Here is a 19,734-nt window from a genome sequence, read left to right on the forward strand (position 1 = left end):
GCCCTGGTCGCGCTCCTGCTGGACTGGGCCCTGGAAGGTCTTGCCGCCGTTGGCGCGCTCACCCTCGGCGCCGGGACCGCCACCCTGACCCCGCTCGGCAACTGGGCGGTCTGGGTCAAGCTGGAACAGATCTGCGTCGCTGCCCAGAGCCCGGCCGGCAATATCGAGCAGTCCGCAGCCGACATGCTGCTCGGCTGCGCCCGCCTCACGCCCGGACCGGCCCGCGCCGAATACCGGGCCTGGCTGGCCGCCCGGCCCGTCGGCAGCGCCGTCGCCGAACTGCTCGGGGTGGCCCGCGGCGAGGACGCGCTGCTGCGCGGGCTCGCCTTCGAGGCCCTCCGGGTCGTCGGCGCACCGGCCGAGCCCGAGGTGCGCTCCGTCGTCGCCGACCCGTCACTGCGCCCGTACGCACTGCTCTGGCTCGCGGAGTACGACGGAACCGACCCCGAGGACGCCCAGGAGGTCCTCAGCCGCGAGGAGGCCACCTGGCTCTGGGTCGACACCGCGGCGGCCGTCGCCGACCACGGCGAGACGGGACTGCTGGTCCGCCACCTCGACTCGGCCGTACAGGGCAGCGTCCCGGCGCTGCTGGACGAGGTACGGGCCGTGGGCCACCCGCGTACCGTCCAGGTCCTGGTCGCCCTCGCCGCCGCGCACCCCGACCCCGCGCTCGCCAAAGCGGTCCGCAAGGCGGCGTTCCAGGTGCACACGGGCGGTGCCTGACCCGGGGCTCCGCCCACCCCGCGTCTCGACCGTCTCCACCGCCGGAGGGGCTTCACTCTTCCCCCGCCGCCGCACATGTGCCGCGGCGGGGGCAGCGGCCCCGCCGCGGGCGCCGCGGCCCCCTCAGCCCGATCCCGGGGCGTACGTCCCGAAGCTCCACACGTTGCCCTCCGCGTCCCGCGCCATGTAGTCCCGGGAGCCGTAGTCCTGGTCGGTGGGCGGCATGAGGATCTCCACCCCGAACTCCACGGCCCGTGCGTGGTGGGCGTCCACCTCGTCGACCACCACGTAGACGCCGGCCGGCCCCGCCCCCTGCATCGCCTTGGCGAAGACGCCCTCGCGGCCCTTGGAGCCCAGCATCACCCTGCCGTTGCCGCAGGACAGCTCCGCGTGCAACACCGTGCCGTCCTCGCCCTCGTACACCGCCTCCTGGGTGAAGCCGAGGCCCTGCGTCAGCGTCCTGATCGCGGCCTTCGCGTCGTCGTACAGAATCGTCGGATAGATCGTCGGTACGCCTGCCGTCGCCTCTGCCATCGTGCTCATTCCCTTCTCGCGCCGAACCGGGCACCGCACGACCCGGCTGTGATCTGCGTCTCAGTCTTCCACCGGGTGCTGACAACGACCTGCGCAACGCCCGGGCACCGTCGTGCGGGCAGGTCAGCGGAAGGTGTCGCAGGCCTCCATGTCGCCGCTGGTGAAGCCGGTGGTGAACCACTGCTGGCGCTGCGCGGCCGAGCCGTGCGTCCAGGACTCGGGGGTGACGCGCCCCTGGAACCTCTCCTGGATCCGGTCGTCCCCGACCGACGCGGCCGCGTCGAGTCCGTCCCGGATGTCCGCCCGGGTGAGCTCGGTGATCAGCGGCCGGCCGGTCGACTCGTCCGGCGTGGTCGTCGCGTGGTGCGCCCAGACCCCGGCGTAGCAGTCCGCCTGGAGTTCCACCTTCACCGCGTTGCTGTTCTCGCCGGTCCGTCCGTCCTGAGAGCGGGCCAGCGTCCCCATCTGGTTCTGCACATGGTGTCCGTATTCGTGCGCGACGACGTAGGCCTCGGCGAACGGTCCGCCGCTCGACCCGAACGTGGTCCGCAGCTCGTCGAAGAAGCCCAGGTCCAGATAGACCTGCCGGTCGCCGGGGCAGTAGAACGGCCCCACGGCCGAGGTCGCCGACCCGCAGGCCGTGCCGACCCGGTCGGTGAACAGCACCGTGCGGGCGCTGCCGTACGTGGCGTCGCGCCGCTGGAACTCCTGGCCCCAGTAGTCCTGCACGCTGTTGACCACCGCCACCGTCCGGCAGTCGTCCTTGGTGTTGGCGTCCCGGCCGGTCCGGCAGTTCTGCTCGACCTGTGCCGCCGACGAAGCGGTCGCGGTCGTGCCCGAGTCGCCGGAGGACAGCCCGAGCTGATCGGGGCCGACCCCGAAGAGCAGCCCCAGGATCAGCGCGATGACCCCCGCGATCCCACCGCCCACGGTGGCCCTGCCGCCCGGGATGCGGCTGCCGCGCGTGTCCCGGACCTCGGACGTGTCCAGACCGGCGTCGTCGTCGAACTGCATGGCACCACCCTCTGCTCCGCGCGCGGCTGCCACACAGCCATGCGCCGAGTATCAGATAATTCACACCGCAATGCCCGTTTTTGCCTGTGGGGCGGGGCCGACCCGGCGCGCGGGGTGGGCTTTCGGCAACTGCGGCGGGAGCAGGCGGAAAAGTGGTTGGACACCGCCAGTAGACTGGTTCTCATGGCAATTCTCCTTGTGCGTGTGCGTGAGTAACGGCGTCGAGTCGTGAATCGCTAGTCGTTCCTCCGCCGTCCATACCGCTCTGGAGTTTTTCCCCGTGATCACCGCTTCCGGCATCGAGCTGCGCGCCGGCGCCCGCATGCTCATCGAGTCCGCCTCCTTCCGCATCGCCAAGGGCGACCGCATCGGCCTCGTCGGCCGCAACGGGGCGGGCAAGACCACCCTCACCAAGTGCCTCGCGGGCGAGGGCACCCCGGCGGCCGGCACCATCACCCGCTCCGGCGAGGTCGGCTACCTGCCGCAGGACCCGCGCACCGGCGACCTCGACGTGCTCGCCCGCGACCGCATCCTGTCCGCCCGCGGCCTCGACGAGATCCTGCGCAAGATGCGGGAGAACGAGGAGCGGATGGCGAACGGTAAGGGCGCCACCCGCGAGAAGGCGATGAAGAAGTACGAGCGCCTGGAGACGGAGTTCCTCACCAAGGGCGGCTACGCGGCCGAGGCCGAGGCGGCCACCATCGCCGCGGCCCTCAGCCTTCCCGACCGGGTGCTGGGCCAGCCGCTCCACACGCTCTCCGGTGGTCAGCGCCGCCGTGTCGAGCTGGCCCGGATCCTCTTCTCGGACGCCGACACCCTGCTCCTCGACGAGCCGACGAACCACCTCGACGCGGACTCGATCGTCTGGCTGCGCGACTACCTCAAGAGCTACCGCGGCGGCTTCGTCGTCATCTCCCACGATGTCGAGCTGGTCGAGACGGTCGTCAACAAGGTCTTCTACCTCGACGCCAACCGCTCGCAGATCGACGTCTACAACATGGGCTGGAAGCTCTACCAGCAGCAGCGCGAGGCCGACGAGAAGCGCCGCAAGCGCGAGCGGCAGAACGCCGAGAAGAAGGCCGCGACCCTCAACGCCCAGGCCGACAAGATGCGCGCCAAGGCCACCAAGACCGTGGCCGCGCAGAACATGGCCAAGCGCGCCGACCGGCTGCTCTCCGGTCTCGAGGCCGTCCGGGTCTCCGACAAGGTCGCCAAGCTGCGCTTCCCCGACCCCTCGCCGTGCGGCAAGACCCCGCTGATGGCCGAGGGCCTCTCCAAGTCCTACGGGTCGCTGGAGATCTTCACCGACGTCGACCTCGCGATCGACAAGGGCTCCCGGGTCGTCATCCTCGGCCTCAACGGTGCCGGCAAGACCACGCTGCTGCGGCTGCTCGGCGGCGCGGAGAAGCCCGACACCGGCGACGTCATCGAGGGTCACGGGCTCAAGCTCGGCTACTACGCCCAGGAGCACGAGACCCTCGACCCGAACCGCACCGTCCTGGAGAACATGCGCTCGGCGGCACCGGACCTCGACCTGGTCGCGGTCCGCAAGACCCTCGGCTCGTTCCTCTTCTCCGGCGACGACGTGGACAAGCCCGCCGGAGTGCTCTCCGGCGGTGAGAAGACCCGGCTCGCCCTGGCGACCCTGGTCGTCTCCTCCGCCAACGTGCTGCTGCTCGACGAGCCCACCAACAACCTCGACCCGGCCAGCCGCGAGGAGATCCTCGGCGCGCTGCGCACGTACAAGGGTGCCGTCGTCCTCGTCACCCACGACGAGGGCGCCGTCGAGGCGCTCCAGCCCGAGCGCATCATCCTGCTGCCCGACGGCGTCGAGGACCTGTGGGGTGCGGACTACCGGGACCTGGTCTCGCTGGCCTGACCCGGTCCGGGCGCGAGCCGGGGCCCGTCCCGGCCGCCGATCACACGCGCGGCGGCCGTTTTCCGGCCGTCGCGGCCCGCTGATCCACTTGTCCTGGATCATTCGGCCTATGCGTGATCCATCATCTGTGTGAGGACGTCTCGTACCCCGGCGCGGCACCCGGCAGTCAGCTGCCGGATGCACGCATGAGGGGCTCCGGGCCCTGTGCGGCCCTGACCTGGCCGTTCCTCCGGCGCGGTTGCCCCGCCGGCTCCACAGCCTCGCGGAATCCTGGATTCCGCTCGTGTCGTCGCCCTCCCGGGGCGCCGATCCGCTTGCACGGACCTTGCCGAATGGGTGGCCAGGACGGCCCCGAGGGGTGATCATGAGAGTCCAGAGCGCACTTCCCATGAGGAGGCACGGGTGGCCGAGACTCTGAAGAAGGGCAGCCGGGTAACCGGCGCCGCGCGCGACAAGCTCGCGGCAGACCTGAAGAAGAAGTACGACTCCGGTGCGAGCATCCGGGCGTTGGCCGAGGAAACCGGCCGCTCCTACGGATTCGTCCACCGGATGCTCAGCGAGTCCGGAGTGACGCTGCGGGGACGTGGCGGAGCGACACGAGGCAAGAAGGCCGCGGCGGCCTGACGGCCGTCCACGGATCGGGGCAGGTCGCAGGACCTGTCCCGGGGCTCACCGGTTTCGGTGGTGGCCACCCGGTCGATCGTGCGGTCGACCGGGTGGTTACTGTTCAGTCACTTAGCTCTGTGCTGACTGCACCCGATCCGGAGGCGCTCCATGACCTCGCTCGACACTGTGCTCGACAAGGACGGCGTACGACTCACCGTCGACGACGCGGTCGCCACGGTGACCCTCACCAATCCGGCCAAGCGCAACGCTCAGTCCCCCGCTCTGTGGCGGGCGTTGACAGAGGCCGGACGGGCTCTGCCCGGCAGTGTGCGGGTCGTCGTGCTGCGCGCCGAAGGTGTGTCCTTCTCCGCCGGACTCGACCGCCAGGCGTTCACCCCCGAGGGCTTCGACGGCGAGCCGTCGTTCCTCGACATGGGACGCGGCCCGGAGGCCGAGCTCGACGCGGTCATCGCCGAGTACCAGGAGGCGTTCACCTGGTGGCGCCGCAACGACATCGTGTCGATCGCGGCCGTCCAGGGGCACGCCATCGGCGCCGGCTTCCAGCTCGCCCTCGCCTGCGATCTCCGGATCGTCGCCGAGGACGTGCAGTTCGCCATGCGCGAGACCAGCCTCGGACTGGTCCCCGACCTCACCGGCACGCACCCCCTGGTGCACCTGGTGGGGTACGCGCGCGCGCTCGAAATCTGCGCCACCGGCCGCTTCGTGCACGCCGCCGAGGCCGAACGCACCGGCCTGGCCAACCTCGTGGTGCCCGCAGCGGAGCTCGAAGGAGCCGCCCGCGATCTGGCCGGCGCCCTGATCGCCGCCCCGCGCGACGCCGTCATCGAGACCAAGGCCCTGATCGGCGGCGCCGTCTCCCGTACGTACGAGGAGCAGCGTGCCGCCGAGCGTGCCGCGCAGGGCCGTCGGCTCCGCGACCTCTCGGGCGCGTCCGACTGAGAACGTCCGGCAGCGGGCCCGGGTGCGTCACCCCGGGCCCGCCACCGTGGCGCCTCCCGGTGGGACCTGTCCCTCCGTCACCGCCGTGACCAGCACCGCGACCGGCGGATTCCCGTCCACTGCCTGGGTCACGGCCGCCCGCACCGAGCGGGCCACGTCCAGCGCCCGGTGGCCGCCGTCCGTCGCGAGCTCGACCCGGACGTGGTCCGGGCCCGTGTGCACGGACGCGCCGAGCACCCGCGTCAGCGTCGCGACCCCCGTCACTCCAGCGGCGGCACGGCCCGCCACGTCCTCCGGGTCCGTCGGGAACACCTCGGCCGGGGGCGGTTCGACCCGGTCCGGTTCGGTCTCCAGCAATGCCGCCACCTGCACATCCACCTCGTCGACCACCAGCCCGAGCCGCCGGGCGGCAGCCGTCAGCAGAGCGGAGCGCAGCGCCGCGGCAGCGGCCGGAATCGGCAGCTGCGCCGTCGCCGCCACGGTGGCCTCGATGCGCAGCGGCCCTGGTGGCAGAGCGCTCGGCGGCGGTGGCACCTGCGGAGCGGGCGCCGCCTCGGCATCGGCCACGTCGATGCGCAGCTCCAGAAGCACCGGCCCCGAACCGCCCACCGCCCGGCGCAGCACGGCCGCCGCCGCCCGTTCCGAGATCCAGGCCCCGTCCGCCGGGCCGCCCAGCGGGAGAAGCCGGCCCAGACCGAGCCGCTGCCGAACCGCGGCCGTCCATCCTTGAGCCCTGCGCGAGCTGTCAGCCGTCGTCATGGCCCCAGCCTGCCGCATCCACGGCGCGAGACCGGGCAACCGCACTTAATCTGGGCAAGGAAGTCCAATCTGCCCCGAAGGGAAGAACGGCGATGACCGAGACCCCACAGCGGAACCGCCCCGAGAACCCCGACAAGGACTCGGCCGGTGGCGACAGCAGGAGCAACTCGCTGACCAGGCGCGGCGGGGGAGACCCCGCCACCCGCGGCCGTACGACGATCGCCGACGGCGTCGTCGAGAAGATCGCCGGAATGGCGGCACGCGACGTGGTCGGTGTGCACGCGATGGGCAGTGGACTCTCGCGGACCTTCGGCGCGGTGCGCGACCGCGTCCCCGGCGGTTCCAAGTCGGTCACCCGCGGCGTGAAGGCCGAGGTCGGCGAGTCCCAGACGGCGCTCGACCTGGAGATCGTCGTCGACTACGGCGTGTCGATCAGCGAAGTCGCCCGCGATGTGAGGGAGAACGTTGTCGCGGCGGTCGAGCGGATGACGGGCCTCGAAGTCATCGAGGTCAACATCGCGGTGAGCGATGTGAAGCTGCCCGACGAGGACGACGACGAGGACCAGTCCGAGCCACGTGTCCAGTAGTCCTCCGTCAAAGGCAGTTGAGGAGCGCAGATGAGCATGGCTGTGGTCGGCATGGTGGCCGGCATGGCGCTCGGGTTCGCCGGGTACTTCGGCGGATTCGGAGCCTTTCTGCTGGTGGCCGCCCTGGGGGCGATCGGCTTCATCGCCGGTCGCTTCCTCGACGGTGACCTGGAGCCGGGCGACTTCTTCCGGAGTCGCGATCGCGGCGACCGACGGCGGTGACGGCGTTGTCGGGGGCGGGCGGCCGGGTCGCCGCCGCGGAGCGGGGAGAGACCCGGATCGCCGACCGGGTCGTCGCGAAGATCGCCGCGCAGGCGGCGAAGGAGGCGGTCGACGAGCCCGCCAAGGACGCCGCGTCGCCGCGGGCCACGGTCACGGTGCACCGTGACACCGCCCGCGTACGGGTGAGTCTGGAGCTCGGATATCCCAGCGACATCGGGCGCCAGTGCGGTGCCGTGCGTCGTCGGGTCGCCGAGCGGGTAGAGGCGTTGGCAGGGATGGAGGTGCCCGAAGTGGCCGTACAGGTCGAGCGCCTGCATCCCTCAGGAGCGAGCCTCGCGGCGCAGGGGAGGATCCGATGACCGAGCCCCGTAACCCGGACCCGGAGAACGGCGCGGAGCACACCGTGGAACACGGGAACGTGCTCGCGCTCGACCAGTCGGCGTCGTCCGCGGCCTACGACCCGGTCCCGGACAAGGAACGGAGCGAGGGCGGAGCGGGCCGCTTCTGGTCCGCCCGCCGCATCCCCGCGGGCATCACCGCCCTCGTGGTCCTGGGCGCCGCCGGACTGCTCCTCTACGACGTCGCGGCGGTCCGCGCCGACCACCCGGCGATGCAGTGGCGCCGCTCGCTGGCCGACGAACTGGCGGAGCGCCGGCTGGACGACGTCTGGGTGCTCACGGGCGCCTCGGTCGCGGTGGCCGTCGGCCTGTGGCTGCTCGTCCTCGCACTCACGCCCGGACTGCGCGATCTGCTGCCGATGCGCCGCGAACGCCCGGACGTACGGGCGGCCCTCGACCGGACCGCGGCGGCCATGGTCCTGCGCGACCGGGCCGTGGAGGTCTCCGGTGTGCAGTCGGTCCGGGTCCGGATGGGCCGCCGCAAGGTGGGCGTACGGGCCGTCGCGCACTTCCGTGAACTCGACGACGTACGGGCCGATCTGGACACCGTGCTCTCCACCGGCATCAGGGAACTCGGACTGGCCAGGCAGCCGAGCCTGTCCGTCCATGTCCGCCGTCCGGCGAAGAAGGGGTGAGCCGAGTGATCCGGACCGTCAACCGGGTACTGCTGGGCCTGGCCGGACTGGTACTGGTCTGCGTCGGCGGCGGGGTGCTGGCCGCGGCGCTCGGCCTCTCCGTGCCGTCCTGGTGGCCGTGGTACGGCAAGCGCGACGTCCTCCTCAGTGACGCGGACCGGGACCGCTGGCGCTCCGAGGGCTGGTGGTGGCCGGTCGTGATCGCCGTCCTCGCGGTCCTGGTGGTCCTTGCCCTGTGGTGGCTGCTTGCCCAGCTGCGCCGGGCCCGCCTCGCCGAGGTACTCGTGGACAGCGGCGACGGCGAGGGCGCGCTGCTGCGCGGCCGCGCCCTGGAGGGCGTGCTCGCACAGGAGGCGGGCGCCCTGGACGGGGTGGCCCGCACCCAGGTCGTCCTGACCGGCAGGCGCAGCGAGCCGCAGGCCAGGATCCGGCTCCTCATGGAACCGCACGCCGCTCCGGACGAGGCGCTGGGCCGGCTCACCGACGAGGCGCTGGCCCATGCCCGGGACTCCGCCGGGCTGGCGAAGCTGCCGGCCGAGGTGCGGCTCAAGGCGGTCAAGCACCGGGCCGAGCGCGTGAACTGACGGCCGTTACGCCACGCGCTGGGGCCGGACGGCGGAACTCGTCCGGCCCCGGCGCGTGGCGCGTACGGCTTCCCTGCGCGTTCGGTCTCCCGGCGCGTTGCGCGTACGGGGCTGCCCGCGAGTACGCGCGTACGGCCGCCCCGCGCGTTCGGTGTCTTGCTCCTCAGCGTTTCCGCGTCCGGCCCCTCAGCGCTTCCGCCCCAGCGCTTCCGCCTCAACGCTTCCGCTTCCGGGAGCGGCTCAGAAGCCGCGCCGGGCCCCGCCGTCGACCGGCACCATGATGCCCGTCAGATACGAGGCGGCAGGCGAGAGCAGGAAGGCCGCGGTCCGGCCGAACTCATCCGGGGTGCCGTAGCGGCGCAGCGGGATGGCCGCCTCGTTGGCGGCGCGCGAGGCCGCGGCGTTGCCGGACAGCGCGTCCAGTTCACGGACCCGGTCCGTGTCGATGCGGGCCGGCAGCACGCCCACCACGCGGATGCCCCGCGGCCCGAGCTCGTCGGCCAGCGACTTCGCGAAGCCGGCCAGGCCGGGACGCAGTCCGTTGGAGATGGTCAGTCCGGCGATCGGCTCGTGGACGGAGCCGGAGAGCACGAAGCCGATGACCCCGCCCTCGCCGAGCGCCGCTGCCGCCGTCCGGGCCAGGCGCACCGCGCCCAGGAACACCGATTCGAACGCCGACTGCCACTGTGCGTCGGTGTTGTCCGCGGCGGAGCCCGGCGCGGGGCCGCCGACGCTGATGAGGATGCCGTCGAGCCGGCCGAACCCCTCCTGCGCGGACTCCACCAGCCGCTGTGCGACGTCCGGGTCGGCGTTGTCGGCCGCGAGCCCGACGGCGTCGGGGCCCAGCTCGTCGGCGGCCTCCCGGACGCTCTTCTCGTCGCGGCCGGTGATGATCACTTTCGCGCCGTCGGCGACCAGGGCGCGCGCCGTGGCGTTGCCCAGCCCCCGGGTCGCTCCGGTGACGACGTACACACGGTCCTTCAGTCCAAGATCCATGGTCCTATCCTGCCTCCTGCCCCTGTGCCGCGTCCTCGGCGGCCCGGCCTTCGGCCAGTGCCACCGCCGTGCCGACCAGCCCGATGTGGCTGAAGGCCTGCGGGAAGTTGCCGAGCTGGCGCATGGCCACGGTGTCGTACTCCTCGGCGAGCAGCCCCACGTCGTTGCGGAGCGCCAGCAGCCGTTCGAAGAGTTCGGTGGCCTCGTCGGTGCGTCCGGTCATCCGCAACGCGTCCGCCAGCCAGAACGAGCAGGCGAGGAACGCGCCCTCGCCGCCCGGGAGTCCGTCGACCGCGGTGCTGTCCGTGCTGTAGCGGCGGACCAGCCCGTCGCTGCCCAATTCGTCACGGACGGCGTCCACCGTGCCGATGACGCGCGGGTCGTCCGGCGGCAGGAACCCGGTCCGGGCGATCAGCAGCGTCGCGGCGTCCAGCTCCCGCGACCCGTACGACTGGGTGAAGGTGTTGCGCTCCGGGTCGTAGCCCTTCTCGCACACCTCACGGTGCACGGCGTCCCGCATCGCCCGCCAGCGGTCCGCGTCGCCGGACAGCGAGGGATCTTCCTCCAGGCTGCGTACCGCGCGGTCGGCCGCCACCCAGGCCATGACCTTGGAGTGCACGAAGTGGCGGCGCCGGCCGCGGATCTCCCAGAGTCCCTCGTCCGGCTCGCGCCAGGTGGACTCCAGGAAGCCGAGCAGGCTGAGCTGGAGGCTCCAGGCGTGCGGCGCGTCGTCCAGGCCCGCGGCCCGGGCCAGCCGGAGGGAGTCGATGACCTCTCCGTACACGTCGAGCTGGCGCTGGCGCACGGCGGCGTTGCCGATCCGGACCGGGGCGGAGTTCTCGTAACCGCGCAGCCACGGCAGTTCCGCCTCGGGCAGCCGGCGCTCGCCCGCGAGCCCGTACATGATCTGCAGGTCGGCAGGGTCCCCGGCGACGGCGCGCAGCAGCCAGTCCCGCCACGCGGCGGCTTCCTCCAGATAGCCGGCCGAGGTCAGCGCGCCGAGGGTGAGCGTGGAGTCCCGAAGCCAGCAGAAGCGGTAGTCCCAGTTCCGTACGCCGCCGAGGTCCTCCGGGAGCGAGGTGGTCGGGGCCGCCACGATGCCGCCGGTCGGGCCGAAGGTGAGCGCCTTCAGGGTGATCAGCGAGCGGATCACGGCTTCCCGGTAGGGCCCCTCGTACGTGCACCGGGCGGACCACTCGGCCCAGTCGGACAGGGTGTTCTCCAGCGCCTCGTACGGGTCGACGAGATCGGGGCGCGGCGAGTGCGAGGGATGCCAGGTCAGCACGAAGGCCACCTGTTCGCCCGCGGAGACGCTGAACGAGGAACACGTGGAGAACTGCTGGCCCCAGGTCTTGACGGGTGGTTCGCTGCGCAGCCAGGCGGAGTCGGGCCCCGCGACCGCCACCCGCTGGCCCTCCGCGCGGCGCATCCACGGTACGACGGAGCCGAAGTCGAAGCGCAGCCGGATCACCGAGGCCATGTCGACGGTGCCGCTGACGCCCTCGATGATCCGCATCACATCGGGCTCGTGGTCGCGCTGCGGCATGAAGTCGATGACCTTGACGGTGCCGGTGCGGGTCTCCCAGAACGTCTCCAGGACGAGGGAGTCACCGCGGTAGGCGCGGCTCGTGCAGGTGTCCGCGCCCTTCGGGGCGATGCGCCAGTGGCCGTTCTCCTCGTCACCGAGCAGCGCGGCGAAGCAGGCGCCCGAGTCGAAGCGGGGCAGACACAGCCAGTCGACAGAACCGTTCCTGCCGACCAGGGCGGCTGTCTGGAGATCGCCGATGAGGGCGTAGTCCTCGATGCGTGGGGTCACGTTCTGGCGTGTTCCCGAACCTGGCGCCCGCTAAGCAGCCACGGGGTCAGGAGAGGCGGGTGTCACCCCCGCGGACGCCGTCCCCGACGCGCCGTCAGGCCTTCGCGGGCTCGGGCTCCGCCGCATCCGCCTGTTCGGCGGCCTCGGCCGCCGCCGCGAGCCGGTCGCGCTTCTCCCGGCGGGCCAGCACCACATAGCCGACCGGGACACCGGCGGCGAACAGCCACCACTGCACGGCGTACGCCATGTGCGGGCCGATGGAGCTGTCGTCGGGAGCCTCGATCAGTTCGGGGGAGTCGCCCTTCGGCTCCGGCCCGGTCTGCTCGATGTAGCCGCCGAGCACCGGCCGGGAGAGCAGTTTCGCCTGCTGGGCGCTGTTGATCAGCATCACCTGGCGGTCCGGCAGGTCCGAGATGTCCTTGATGCCGCTGGCGCCCGTCGTCTCGTCGGCCTTGAGCCGCCCGGTGACGGTCACCTCTCCCTTGGGCACGGCCGGTACGTCGGGGAAGGCGTGCTGGTCGGCGGCGGACGGGACCCAGCCGCGGTTGATCATGACCGTGCCGCCGCCCTTGAGGTCGAACGGGATCAGCACATGGACGCCGATGGAGCCGTCGATGGCGGTGCGGCGCCGGACGACGACCTCGTGCTTCTCGTCGTACGTCCCGGTGGCCGTCACCGCACGCCAGTAGTCCGCGCGCGGAACGACATGACCGGGTGACGTGAGTCCCGCGACCGGCACGGGCTTCGCCTTGAGGTTCCGCGTGATCAGGGCGTTCTGCGCGACCTTGTGCTCATGCCGGTGCAGCTGCCAGAAGCCCAGTTCGACCATCGTCGGAATCAGGACGAGGGCGATGAGGGCGAGAATCAGCCACTGCCGGGTCAACAGGAAGCGGTACACCCCATGACGGTACAACTGCGTCATGGGGTGCATCGCGGAGGGGGTGGGGGGCGGGAGCCCGGCATGATCCAAACGAAGGGCCGCAGGCGCTCAGACCTTGTCGATGATGCCCACCTTCCCCTCCGCGCGGGCGCAGTGGCCGCCGCAGAACCAGTGCCCGTCGACCTCGACACCCTGGCCGATGACCTGGACCCGGCAGTGTTCACAGATGGGCGCCATGCGGTGAATGGCGCAGGAGAAGCAGTCGAAGACATGCACCGCGCCCTGCGCGTGCACCTCGAAGGACATCCCGTAGTCGTTTCCGCATACCTCGCAACGTGCCATGCGCCACAGGGTGGGACGCCGGGGCTGCGGCGGGCGAGCCGTGGGCGGGCGAGTCGCCCCCGGTTCACTCCGATGACGGCGTCGGCGCCGGCACCTTGGTGGACGCGGCCACGTCCCGCAGGAGATGGGTGAAGGCGCTCTCGTCGACGATCGGCGTACCGAACGACTTCGCCTTCACGGTCTTCGAGGTCGCCGCGTCCGGGTCGTTGGTGACCAGCAGGCTCGTCAGCCGGGAGACGCTCGTCGCCACATGCAGCCCGGCCTCCACGGCCCGGTCCTCCAGCAGCTCGCGGTCGACCGAGGTGTCGCCGGAGAACGCCACCCGCATGCCCTGCATGAGAGGTTTCTCCTTTTCGTACCTTCCCGGGTTCGGATACGGGCAGGCCGGGCGCTTGCGCGAGGGCCGCCAGCTGTTCTGTGCCCCGTACGAGGACTGGTAGCCGATCCGGGGGGTGACCGGGGAGTCCGACCACTCGGTCAGCGGCCGGCACTCCAGCAGCGGCAGCCGCACGCCGTCCCGCGCCGCCGCGTGCAGGCTGGGGCGGAACGCCTCGGCGAGCACCCGCGCGTCGTCCAGCGCGTGGTGCGCGCGTTCCTGCACCACGCCGAAGTGCGCGGCCAGCGACTCCAGCTTGTGGTTGGGCAGCGGCAGCCGCAGCTCCTTGGAGAGCGCGATGGTGCACAGCCGCTGCTGCACGGGGGCGATCACCGCGGCCCGTGCGTACTCCCGGGCCAGCATCGACCAGTCGAAGGCGGCGTTGTGCGCGACGAGCACGCGGTCGGCGAGCCGCTCGGAGAGCTGCGCGGCCACCTCGGGGAAGAGCGGGGCGCCTTCCAGGACATCGCTCGTCAGCCCGTGGATCCAGACCGGGCCGGGATCACGCTCCGGGTTGACGAGGCTGTACCAGTGGTCCTCGACGTTGCCCCGTGCGTCGAGGCGGTAGACGGCGGCGGAGATGATCCGGTCGTCCCGTGCGAGGCCGGTGGTCTCCACGTCGACGACCGCGTACCCCTGCGGGTAGGCGGTCGGCCACGGTGCTGCGGTCTGGCGGTCGTCGAGCATGGTCACAGAGAATACGGGCCGACACCGACAGTCCCCTATTCGGCCGTCACCCCCGAGGGCCTGCCGCCGATGAGCAACCCGTCCACCAGAGCCCGCAGGGACGTGACGAACAGCCGTTCCTGGTCGGCCGGCCGGGCCAGTGCCCGGGCCAGTGCCGGGTCGCCGTCCTCCGTCGACGCGCTCCACAGATCGCCCTCGGCGGGCGACTGCACGGGCGACCGTTCCCGGTTGCGCTCGACGAGCAGGAAGCCGACGGTGTGGAACTGCACCGCCCGTACCGCGGCCGCCGCCCGGGCGCCGCGCAGCCCGGCGGCATGTACCTCATGGGCGAGCGCCCGCTGGGCCGGCAGGAACATGCGTTCCGTCAGTCCCCGTTCGTGGACCATCGCGATCAGATGCGGCCGGGCCCGCAGCTCGCGGCGCAGCCCCCGGGCCACGGAGACGATCCTGGTCGCCGGGGTGCGGCCGGTGGGACGCAGGGTGCCCATCTCCTGGACGGTGCGCTCGACCAGGGCGTCCAGCAGCGACTCGCGGTTGCCGACGTGCCAGTAGATCGACGTGACGGCGGTGCCCAGTTCGGCGGCCAGTCTGCGCATGGTGAGGGCCGGCGGACCGTGCTGCCGTACGAGTCCCGCAGCGGCCGCGAGGACCTCCTCACGGGTCAGCGACGATCGAGCCACAGCTCCTCCGGTCTCCAGAACTCCGTTACACGCACGGCTATTTACCCTTCACGGGCTCCGGTGTAACTGTGTTACAGAACCCGGCGCGGACAACCGAGAAGGGTGGCACCGCATGGCACGTGTACGGTACGGCGCGCGCACCGAGGCCGAGATCGCCCAGGCCCGCGAGGCCCGCTCCCGGCTTCCCGACATCTGGTCCACCGGCGTCGCCGCCGTCTGGGAGAGCGACCCGGACGCGGTGGCCGCCGTCCTCCCACCGCCCCTGAAACCCTCGGCCCGCCCGCTCGTCCGGGCGAACATCAGCAAGGTCGATCTGCCCGGCTACCCGCTGGGCGCGGGCTCCGTCGCCGTCGCCGCCGTCCACGACGGGCACGAGGGCTGGTACCCGCTGGTCATGCCGATGACCCACGAACGGGCCCTGACCGGCGGCCGCGAGGTGTTCGGCGAGCCGAAGAAGCTCGGCGAGGTGAGCGTGGAGCGCGAAGGACTCGTCGTGCACGCCTCGCTCGCCCGCCACGGCATCGCCTTCGTCGAGATCCGCGGCGCGGTCGGCGAACCGCTCCCGCTGCCCGCACCGGCCACCAAGCTCGACTTCTACTTCAAGTTCCTGCCCGCGGTGGACGGCGAGGGCTTCGACGCCGACCCCGTCCTGATCCACTGCACCCGCCACGAGAAGGTCCGCCGGCTGGAGCGGATCACCGGCGACGTGGTGCTGCGCGAGTCCATGTACGACCCGGTCGCCGACCTCCCCGTCCTGCGCGTCCTCGACATCACCATCGGCGAGAAGACCAGCGACCAGCAGGGCCGGGCCGTCGAACGGGTGAGCGCCGACGCGCTCCTGCCGTACATCCACCAGCGCTACGACGACCCGCAGCAGATCCACGACGGCCCGCCGCAGGGGAGTGTCCGATGAGGCTTCAGGAGGGTCAGGTCGCCGTCGTCACCGGCGCCGCGAGCGGCATCGGACTCGCGATGGCCCGGAGGTTCGCAGCCGAGGGACTGAAGGTCGTCCTCGCCGACGTGGAGGAGGGCGCGCTCGACAAGGCGGCCGGTGAACTGCGCGCGGAGGGCGCACAGGTGCTGGCCCGGCGCGTCGACGTCAGCGAGCGCGACTCCGTACAGGAACTGGCCGGGGCCGCGTACGACACCTTCGGCGCCGTGCACGTGCTGTGCAACAACGCCGGGGTCGGCTCCGGAGCCGAGGGCCGCATGTGGGAGCACGAGCCCAACGACTGGAAATGGGCCTTCGCCGTCAACGTGTGGGGCGTCTTCCACGGCATCCAGGCCTTCCTGCCGCGCATGCTCGCGGACGGCGGCCCCGGCCACGTCGTCAACACCTCGTCCGGAGACGGCGGGATCGCCCCGCTGCCCACCGCGTCCGTGTACGCCGTCACCAAGTCCGCCGTCGTCACGATGACGGAGTCGCTGTACGCGCACCTGAAGGCGGAGGACGCGGCGGTCGGCGCCTCGGTCCTCTTCCCCGGCCCGCACATGCTGCGCACCGGACTGTGGGAGTCGCACCGCAACCGGCCCGAACGGTACGCCAAGGAACGCCCGCGCAGGACTCCCTACCGCAGCCTCGACCAGTGGGAGAAGGCCATGAAGGCGGGCGGCCACGAGGTGGAGTTCACGCCCGTGGAGGACGTGGCCGCCACCGTCGTGGACGGGATCCGTGCCGACCGCTTCTGGATGCTGCCCGACAGCGAGCACAGCGACCGGCAGATCCGCGCCAGGTCGCAGTCGATGCTGGAGCGGTCCAACCCGTCCTACCTGGAGAACTTCATACTCGACTGAGGGGACAGGACCCAGCGATGACCGACGACGACCCGTACCTGATCATCTCCTCCGACTGCCACGCCGGACTTCCCACCGAGGAGTACCGGCCCTACCTGGACAGCCGCTTCCACCGCGAGTTCGACGACTTCCTGGCCGGCCGTGACCGCCGCCGCGAGGAGATGACCCGCCTCGGCGTACGCAACGAGGCCTTCGCCGACAAGTGGTTCCACGACAACGAGGAAGGGCTCAGGGGCGGCTGGGACGCGGCGCAGCGCCTCAAGGAGCTCGACGGCGACGGCGTGGCGGCCGAGGTCGTCTTCCCCGACGCGGACGCCGTGGACAGCCGCACCGCGGCCCCCTTCGGGGTCGGCCTCGGCCTGTCCGGGGACCAGGACCCCGAACTGGGCATGGCCGGGGCGCAGGCCCACAACCGCTGGCTCGCCGAGTTCGTCTCACAGCACCCCGAACGCCACTGCGGTGTCGCCCTGCTGCCCGTCACCGGTGAGACCGACCGGGTCGTCGCCGAGATCCACCGGGCGAAGGAGTCGGGCCTCGGCGCCCTGATGATCCCCTCGATGTGGGTGGACAAGGCGCCGTACCACGACCGCCGTTACGACCCCGTGTGGGCGGCCGCCGCCGAGACCGGGATGCCGGTCGTCACCCACTCCGGCGCGGCCCCGCGCCACGAGTACGGCGACCACCTCGGGATCTACGTCTCCGAGGTCACCTGGTGGCCGTCCCGCCCGCTCTGGTTCCTCCTCTGGTCGGGCGCCTTCGAACGGCATCCCGGGCTGAAGTTCGGCGTCGCCGAGTCCGGCTGCTGGTGGCTGCCGAACCTCCTGTGGTTCATGGACCGGCTCTACCTCGGCGCCCACGGCGGCAAGAAGCTCTCCCCGTTCGCCGAACTGAAGCGTCCACCGCACGAGTACCTCGACCGGCAGGTGTTCGTCTGCGCCACCAACACCAAGCGCCGCGAGCTCGCCCAGCGGTACGAGATCGGTGTCGGCAACATCCTGTGGGGCAGCGACTTCCCGCACCCCGAGGGCACCTGGCCGAACACCGCGAACTGGCTGCGCAACACCTTCCACGACATCCCCGTCGCCGAGACCCGCGTGATGCTGGGCCTCGCGGCCGCCGAGGTGTTCGGCTTCGACACGGCCGAGCTCGCCCCCATCGCCGCACGCATCGGTCCGACCCCCGCCGACCTGGGCCAGAGCGCCGACCAGGCCCCGGTCGAGGCGTCCTGGGCCCGCTCGCGCGAGGTAGGCCGCCACTGGCTGACCGACCACGACTTCCCTGTCCTGGGGGCGTCATGACGGACCGCTACACCGTCATCTCCGCGGACTGCCACGCCGGCGCCGACCTCCTCGACTACAAGCCGTACCTGGAGTCGAAGCACCACGACGACTTCGACGCCTGGGCGGCGGCCTACGTCAACCCGTACGAGGACCTCGTCGCCGACACCGCCGACCGCAACTGGAACTCCGACCGCCGCCTCGCCGAACTGGAGGCCGACGGCATCGTCGCCGAGGTCGTCTTCCCCAACACCATCCCGCCCTTCTTCCCCTCCGCCTCCCTGATGGCGCCCGCGCCCTCCCGGCAGGAGTACGAACAGCGCTGGGCGGGCCTCCGCGCCCACAACCGCTGGCTCGCCGACTTCTGCGCCGCCGCACCCGGCCGGCGCGCGGGCGTCGCCCAGATCCTCCTCAACGACCCGGCCGAGGCGGCGCGCGAGGTCCGGCGGACCAAGGAGGCGGGCCTCACCGGCGGCATCCTGCTGCCCGGCACCCCGCCCGGCTCCGGCCTCCCGGAGCTGTACTCCGCTTCGTACGACCCGCTCTGGGCGGTCTGCGCGGAGCTGGACGTCCCCGTCAACCACCACGGCGGCTCCGCCTCCCCGCCGCTCGGCGAGGAGCCGGCCGCGCGCGCGGTGTTCATGGTGGAAACCACGTGGTTCTCGCACCGGGCGCTGTGGCACCTGATCTTCGGCGGTGCCTTCCGCCGCCACCCCGCCCTGAAACTGGTCCTCACCGAACAGGGCTCCGGCTGGATCCCGGGCATCGTGGAGATGCTCGACTACTACCACGGCCGGCTGGTCGCGGCGGCGACCCGCGCGGCCACCGCCGAGTCCAAGTTCGGTGCCGGACTCGCCGCTTCCATGGGCGCGCCTCCCAGCGAGGTCTGGCGTGACAACTGCTTCGTCGGCGCCAGCTTCATGCGCCCGCACGAGGTGCCGCTGCGCGACCGGATCGGCCTCGACAAGATCATGTGGGGCAGCGACTACCCGCACGACGAGGGCACCGCCCCGTACTCACGGGAGGGCCTGCGGATCGCGTACGCGGGACTGCCGCCCGCGGAGATCGCCGCCATGACCGGGGGCAACGCGGCCCGCGTCTACGGGTTCGACCTGCCCGCGCTGGACAGGATCGCCGCGACCGTCGGCCCGACGGTCGCGGAGATCGCCGAACCGCTGAAGGAGGTCCCGGCGGACGCGACCAGCCCCGCCTTCGCGCCGGGCGGGTCGGTACGCGTCTGGTGACACCGCGGGGTGAGACCATCCCCGGATGACGGATACCCCGGCACACGACGAACCGCACGGCACCGGCCTCGGCGCGCGGCTGAACTGGCTGCGTGCCGCGGTCCTCGGGGCCAACGACGGTGTGGTCTCCACCGCGGGCCTCGTCGTGGGCGTTGCCGGGGCAACCGGCGACCGCGGCACGCTGCTGACGGCGGGCCTGGCCGGGCTGCTGGCCGGGTCCATGTCGATGGCGGCGGGCGAGTACGTCTCGGTCTCCACCCAGCGCGATTCGGAGAAGGCCGCGCTGGCGACGGAGAGGCGCGAGCTCCAGGAGGCCCCCGAGGCGGAACTCATCGAACTCACCGGTCTGTTGCAGGGCAAGGGCCTGAGCCACGAAGTGGCTCGCGAGGCCGCCGTCCAGCTCACCGCACGCGACGCGCTGCGCGCCCACGCCGAGGTCGAGCTGGGCATCGACCCGGACGGCCTGACGAACCCCTGGCACGCGGCAGGCGCCAGCTTCCTCGCGTTCACGGTGGGCGCGCTGCTGCCCCTGCTGGCGATCGTGCTGCCTCCCGCGTCGGCGCGCCTTCTGGTGACGGTGCTGTCGGTCCTCGCCGCCCTGGCCCTGACGGGCTGGTGGAGCGCCCGGCTGGGCGATGCGAAGGCGGGCCCGGCGGTGCTGCGGAACATGGGCGGGGGAGCGGTGGCGATGGCCGTGACGTATGTGGCGGGAGAGCTGCTGGGGGCGGCGGGGGTGTAGGA

Annotated in this window: 22 protein-coding genes and 1 pseudogene; 14 read left to right on the plus strand and 9 right to left on the minus strand. The window is 72.0% G+C overall.

Annotated features, from left to right (window positions below):
* Positions 1 to 723, plus strand: a pseudogene (locus EAO72_RS05015) (hypothetical protein); the annotation flags it as partial.
* Between the two features lie 123 nt (positions 724 to 846).
* On the opposite strand, the gene EAO72_RS05020 reads toward EAO72_RS05015, so the two are convergent.
* Entirely contained in the window at positions 847 to 1,257 is a 411-nt protein-coding gene (locus EAO72_RS05020; RefSeq protein ID WP_148016427.1) for a VOC family protein, read from the minus strand.
* A 123-nt stretch (positions 1,258 to 1,380) separates the two neighbouring features.
* Complete coding sequence (gene ypfJ / locus EAO72_RS05025) at positions 1,381 to 2,271, minus strand: KPN_02809 family neutral zinc metallopeptidase (RefSeq protein WP_148015972.1); 891 nt, start codon at positions 2,269 to 2,271, stop codon at positions 1,381 to 1,383.
* Between the two features lie 280 nt (positions 2,272 to 2,551).
* Here ypfJ and EAO72_RS05030 point away from each other — a divergent pair, with 280 nt between their 5' ends.
* From EAO72_RS05030 to EAO72_RS05040, 3 genes are all read left to right on the plus strand, one after another.
* Complete coding sequence (locus EAO72_RS05030) at positions 2,552 to 4,150, plus strand: ABC-F family ATP-binding cassette domain-containing protein (RefSeq protein WP_148015973.1); 1,599 nt, start codon at positions 2,552 to 2,554, stop codon at positions 4,148 to 4,150.
* Between the two features lie 402 nt (positions 4,151 to 4,552).
* Positions 4,553 to 4,774 carry a helix-turn-helix domain-containing protein gene (locus EAO72_RS05035; RefSeq protein ID WP_007263382.1) on the plus strand — a complete coding sequence of 74 codons (222 nt, stop codon included), beginning with the start codon at positions 4,553 to 4,555 and terminating at the stop codon, positions 4,772 to 4,774.
* A gap of 150 nt (positions 4,775 to 4,924) precedes the next feature.
* A complete protein-coding gene (locus EAO72_RS05040) occupies positions 4,925 to 5,716 on the plus strand; it encodes an enoyl-CoA hydratase/isomerase family protein (protein WP_148015975.1) in 792 nt (263 codons plus the stop codon).
* Between the two features lie 27 nt (positions 5,717 to 5,743).
* Here EAO72_RS05040 and EAO72_RS05045 read toward each other — a convergent pair whose 3' ends face one another.
* A complete protein-coding gene (locus EAO72_RS05045; RefSeq protein WP_148015976.1) occupies positions 5,744 to 6,475 on the minus strand; it encodes a hypothetical protein in 732 nt (243 codons plus the stop codon).
* Between the two features lie 92 nt (positions 6,476 to 6,567).
* On the opposite strand from EAO72_RS05045, the gene EAO72_RS05050 reads away from it, so the two are divergent.
* The 5 genes from EAO72_RS05050 to amaP are packed head-to-tail and all read left to right on the plus strand — an operon-like array spanning position 6,568 to position 8,901.
* Positions 6,568 to 7,062, plus strand: a complete 495-nt coding sequence (locus EAO72_RS05050) for an Asp23/Gls24 family envelope stress response protein (RefSeq protein ID WP_148015977.1) — start codon at positions 6,568 to 6,570, stop codon at positions 7,060 to 7,062.
* 30 nt (positions 7,063 to 7,092) lie between these two features.
* On the plus strand, positions 7,093 to 7,284 hold the full coding sequence (locus EAO72_RS05055; RefSeq protein WP_136330255.1) for a hypothetical protein: 192 nt from the start codon (positions 7,093 to 7,095) through the stop codon (positions 7,282 to 7,284).
* Positions 7,281 to 7,643, plus strand: coding sequence for an Asp23/Gls24 family envelope stress response protein (locus EAO72_RS05060; RefSeq protein WP_148015978.1), 363 nt, complete (start codon positions 7,281 to 7,283; stop codon positions 7,641 to 7,643). The genes EAO72_RS05055 and EAO72_RS05060 overlap by 4 nt, the downstream gene beginning before the upstream one ends.
* Complete coding sequence (locus tag EAO72_RS05065) at positions 7,640 to 8,317, plus strand: DUF6286 domain-containing protein (protein ID WP_148015979.1); 678 nt, start codon at positions 7,640 to 7,642, stop codon at positions 8,315 to 8,317. Before EAO72_RS05060 ends, EAO72_RS05065 begins: the two co-directional genes overlap by 4 nt.
* Positions 8,314 to 8,901 carry an alkaline shock response membrane anchor protein AmaP gene (gene amaP / locus EAO72_RS05070; RefSeq protein WP_148015980.1) on the plus strand — a complete coding sequence of 196 codons (588 nt, stop codon included), beginning with the start codon at positions 8,314 to 8,316 and terminating at the stop codon, positions 8,899 to 8,901. Before EAO72_RS05065 ends, amaP begins: the two co-directional genes overlap by 4 nt.
* Positions 8,902 to 9,141: 240 nt before the next feature.
* On the opposite strand, the gene EAO72_RS05075 is transcribed toward amaP, so the two are convergent.
* The 6 genes from EAO72_RS05075 to EAO72_RS05100 all read right to left on the minus strand — a co-directional run bounded on the left by EAO72_RS05075 (position 9,142) and on the right by EAO72_RS05100 (position 14,678).
* Positions 9,142 to 9,897 (minus strand): SDR family oxidoreductase, encoded by a 756-nt coding sequence (locus EAO72_RS05075; protein WP_148015981.1) that lies wholly within the window; start codon positions 9,895 to 9,897, stop codon positions 9,142 to 9,144.
* Positions 9,898 to 9,901: 4 nt separating this feature from the next.
* Complete coding sequence (locus EAO72_RS05080) at positions 9,902 to 11,713, minus strand: glycoside hydrolase family 15 protein (protein WP_148015982.1); 1,812 nt, start codon at positions 11,711 to 11,713, stop codon at positions 9,902 to 9,904.
* Between the two features lie 94 nt (positions 11,714 to 11,807).
* Positions 11,808 to 12,611, minus strand: coding sequence for an SURF1 family cytochrome oxidase biogenesis protein (locus tag EAO72_RS05085; protein ID WP_148016428.1), 804 nt, complete (start codon positions 12,609 to 12,611; stop codon positions 11,808 to 11,810).
* Positions 12,612 to 12,701: 90 nt separating this feature from the next.
* Positions 12,702 to 12,935, minus strand: a complete 234-nt coding sequence (locus EAO72_RS05090) for a hypothetical protein (protein WP_078852816.1) — start codon at positions 12,933 to 12,935, stop codon at positions 12,702 to 12,704.
* Positions 12,936 to 12,999: 64 nt separating this feature from the next.
* Complete coding sequence (locus EAO72_RS05095; protein ID WP_148015983.1) at positions 13,000 to 14,004, minus strand: DEDDh family exonuclease; 1,005 nt, start codon at positions 14,002 to 14,004, stop codon at positions 13,000 to 13,002.
* A 29-nt stretch (positions 14,005 to 14,033) separates the two neighbouring features.
* Positions 14,034 to 14,678 (minus strand): TetR/AcrR family transcriptional regulator, encoded by a 645-nt coding sequence (locus EAO72_RS05100; protein WP_148015984.1) that lies wholly within the window; start codon positions 14,676 to 14,678, stop codon positions 14,034 to 14,036.
* A 112-nt stretch (positions 14,679 to 14,790) separates the two neighbouring features.
* On the opposite strand from EAO72_RS05100, the gene EAO72_RS05105 reads away from it, so the two are divergent.
* From EAO72_RS05105 to EAO72_RS05125, 5 genes are read left to right on the plus strand one after another with little or no spacing between them, the layout of a single operon-like run.
* Positions 14,791 to 15,591 carry an acetoacetate decarboxylase family protein gene (locus EAO72_RS05105; RefSeq protein WP_148015985.1) on the plus strand — a complete coding sequence of 267 codons (801 nt, stop codon included), beginning with the start codon at positions 14,791 to 14,793 and terminating at the stop codon, positions 15,589 to 15,591.
* On the plus strand, positions 15,588 to 16,472 hold the full coding sequence (locus EAO72_RS05110; protein ID WP_148015986.1) for an SDR family NAD(P)-dependent oxidoreductase: 885 nt from the start codon (positions 15,588 to 15,590) through the stop codon (positions 16,470 to 16,472). The genes EAO72_RS05105 and EAO72_RS05110 overlap by 4 nt, the downstream gene beginning before the upstream one ends.
* Before the next feature lie 17 nt (positions 16,473 to 16,489).
* Positions 16,490 to 17,770, plus strand: coding sequence for an amidohydrolase family protein (locus EAO72_RS05115; protein WP_148015987.1), 1,281 nt, complete (start codon positions 16,490 to 16,492; stop codon positions 17,768 to 17,770).
* Positions 17,767 to 18,993, plus strand: a complete 1,227-nt coding sequence (locus EAO72_RS05120; RefSeq protein WP_148015988.1) for an amidohydrolase family protein — start codon at positions 17,767 to 17,769, stop codon at positions 18,991 to 18,993. The genes EAO72_RS05115 and EAO72_RS05120 overlap by 4 nt, the downstream gene beginning before the upstream one ends.
* A 25-nt stretch (positions 18,994 to 19,018) precedes the next feature.
* Entirely contained in the window at positions 19,019 to 19,732 is a 714-nt protein-coding gene (locus EAO72_RS05125) for a VIT1/CCC1 transporter family protein (protein ID WP_148015989.1), read from the plus strand.
* The last annotated feature ends 2 nt before the right edge of the window (positions 19,733 to 19,734 follow it).

The sequence above is a fragment of the Streptomyces sp. OR43 genome (assembly GCF_008042275.1).
GTDB lineage: Bacteria > Actinomycetota > Actinomycetes > Streptomycetales > Streptomycetaceae > Streptomyces.